The 2,186-nt window shown below is 71.2% G+C and carries 1 protein-coding gene; it reads right to left on the reverse strand.

Annotated features, from left to right (window positions below):
- On the reverse strand, nt 1–2,186 hold a 2,186-nt coding region (locus WAW85_RS05950; protein ID WP_422558719.1), incomplete at both ends, for an Lhr family ATP-dependent helicase.

The raw sequence follows: 2,186 nt of genomic DNA on the forward strand, positions 1-2,186 counted from the left end.
ACAGGCGGGCGCTGCGCAGGCGGGGCGCCCGGGTGGCACCGCGCACCCGGTGCGATGGGGCCGAAGCTGGTGCGCCCGAACGCGCTCGGCCCGGAGTGAGCAGGGCCCGGACCGGGGCGAAGGAATCGTTGGTGGCCATCCCGGCCCAGACAAGATCCCACAGGGCGGTATACCGATGGGCGTCGTCGCCGACAGCCAGTTTGGCGTCATCGAGGGCGGCGGCCAGCCGTCCGTAGCGCACGGCGCCTCCATCGAAAACGGTGCGGAGCACCTTGTGTGCCGCCGTCAGTTCCAGCTCGTCCGCGGGACGCAGCGTCAGCGGTGCGGACTCGGCCGGGTGCAAGCTGATCCAGCCGTCAGAGTTTCCGATGCGGCCGTGCCCAGACCAGAGGACCTCTCCGGACGAGAGCAACTCGTCGAGCATGGCTGGGCGGTAATCGCTGACCCGCGACGGCAGGACCAGCGATTCCCATGCCGAGGCCGGAATCGGTTGGCCGGCAAGCTGTTCCACGATGGACATCAAGCCGTGGATGCCGGTGAGGCTTCGACGGGGCTCAGCCAGCGAACGGGGCTCAGCCAGCGAACGGGGGCTGGCCGGGTCCACATGCTGCCAGTCGAGCAGGAAGCGCGCGTAGGTGTCGGCGCTGACTGGCTCCACCTCGGCGCGACCCGCCGCCAGGGAACCGCGCCGCAGCTGGCCGAGGACCTCGCTGTGACACCACTGGGCCCGCTCGCCGTTGTCGAGGGCGAGGAATTCGCCCTCGATCACCGTGCGGCGACTTGCGAGCTTGAGCAGCGTGTCCCGCACCACGGCGACGCCCATCCCGAGGTCGGCGGCGGCGGCGGACGCGGTGAACGGGCCGTGGGTGCGGGCATAGCGGTGGACGAGGTCGCCGACCGGATCGGCCGGTGGCGCTAAGTAGGCGGCCGGCACCCCGCGCGGAGCGGGGATACCGAGCCCGTCGCGGAGGCGGGCGACGTCGTCGATGGCGGCGAAGTGCGCCGTCCCTCGCATCACCAGGGGAACGACCCGTCCGGCGCGCACTTGCTCGGCGATCAGCGCATCGAGATCGGCGGTAGTGGGATCGTCGGTACTGGAATATCTTTCGTCGATCTGATCGCGGGTCAGGGGACCCAGCCACCGGAGCAGATCGACCACGTCTTGCCCGTCGCGCGCCTGCCGGTCCGGGGCAGTCCGTTGCAGCCGGGCGATGGTGTGGGCGATCACCACCGGGTCGAGTAACTCGCGCAGATCTACCCGGCCGAGCAGCTGGGCCAGCAGTGCGGTGTCCAAGGTGAGTGCGGTGGCCCGCCGTTCCGCGAGCGGAGCGTCGTCGTCGTAGATGAACGAGCCGGTGTAGCCGAGCAGCATGGCGGCGGCGAACGGCGACGGGGTAGCGGTCTCGACCTCGACGACCCGGATGCGGCGCTGGGCGATCCGGGTGAGGATGTCGGTGAGGGCGGGCAGGTCGTAGACGTCCTCGAGGCATTCGCGCGCGGTCTCCAGAATGATCGGGAACTCGGGGAACGTCGCGGCTACGCCGAGCAACTGGGCGGAGCGCTGACGCTGCTGCCACAGCGGTGCGCGGCGTCCCGGATCGCGGCGCGGGAGCAGCAGGGCGCGGGCGGCGCATTCCCGGAATCGGGCGGCGAACAGGGAGGAGTCGGCCAGGGCATCGGTGGCCAAGCGTTCGATGTGGTCGGGGTCGATATCGAAGATTTCCGCGCCGGGCGGGGCATCGTCGGTGTCCGGAAGGCGCACGATGATGCCGTCGTCGGTGGCGGTAGTGGCACCGTCGAGCCCGAGGCGTTGCGCGAGGCCGGCGGCGATCGCACTGGCCCACGGGGCGTGCACGCGCAGACCGTACGGCGAATGCAGGATCAGTCGCCAGTCGCCGAGCTCATCGCGGAACCGTTCGACCACCAGGGTGCGGTCGGTGGGCAGCGTGCCGGTGGCCTCAGCCTGATCGGCGATCAGGGCGGCGAGGTTGCCGCGGGCGTTCGCGCTCAGGCCGATGGCGTCGGCCTGCGCCTCGAACGTGGCGCGATCGCCGACGACACCGACGAACTTGCCGATCGCTGCACCGAGTTCGGCGGGGCGGCCGACGGCGTCGCCGACCCAGAACGGCAGCCGCCCGGGCTGGCCGGGCGCCGGGATCACCAGCACCCGGTCGTGGGTGATCTCG

It is taken from the genome of Gordonia sp. (in: high G+C Gram-positive bacteria), assembly GCF_049299075.1.
In the GTDB taxonomy this organism is placed as follows: Bacteria; Actinomycetota; Actinomycetes; order Mycobacteriales; family Mycobacteriaceae; genus Gordonia.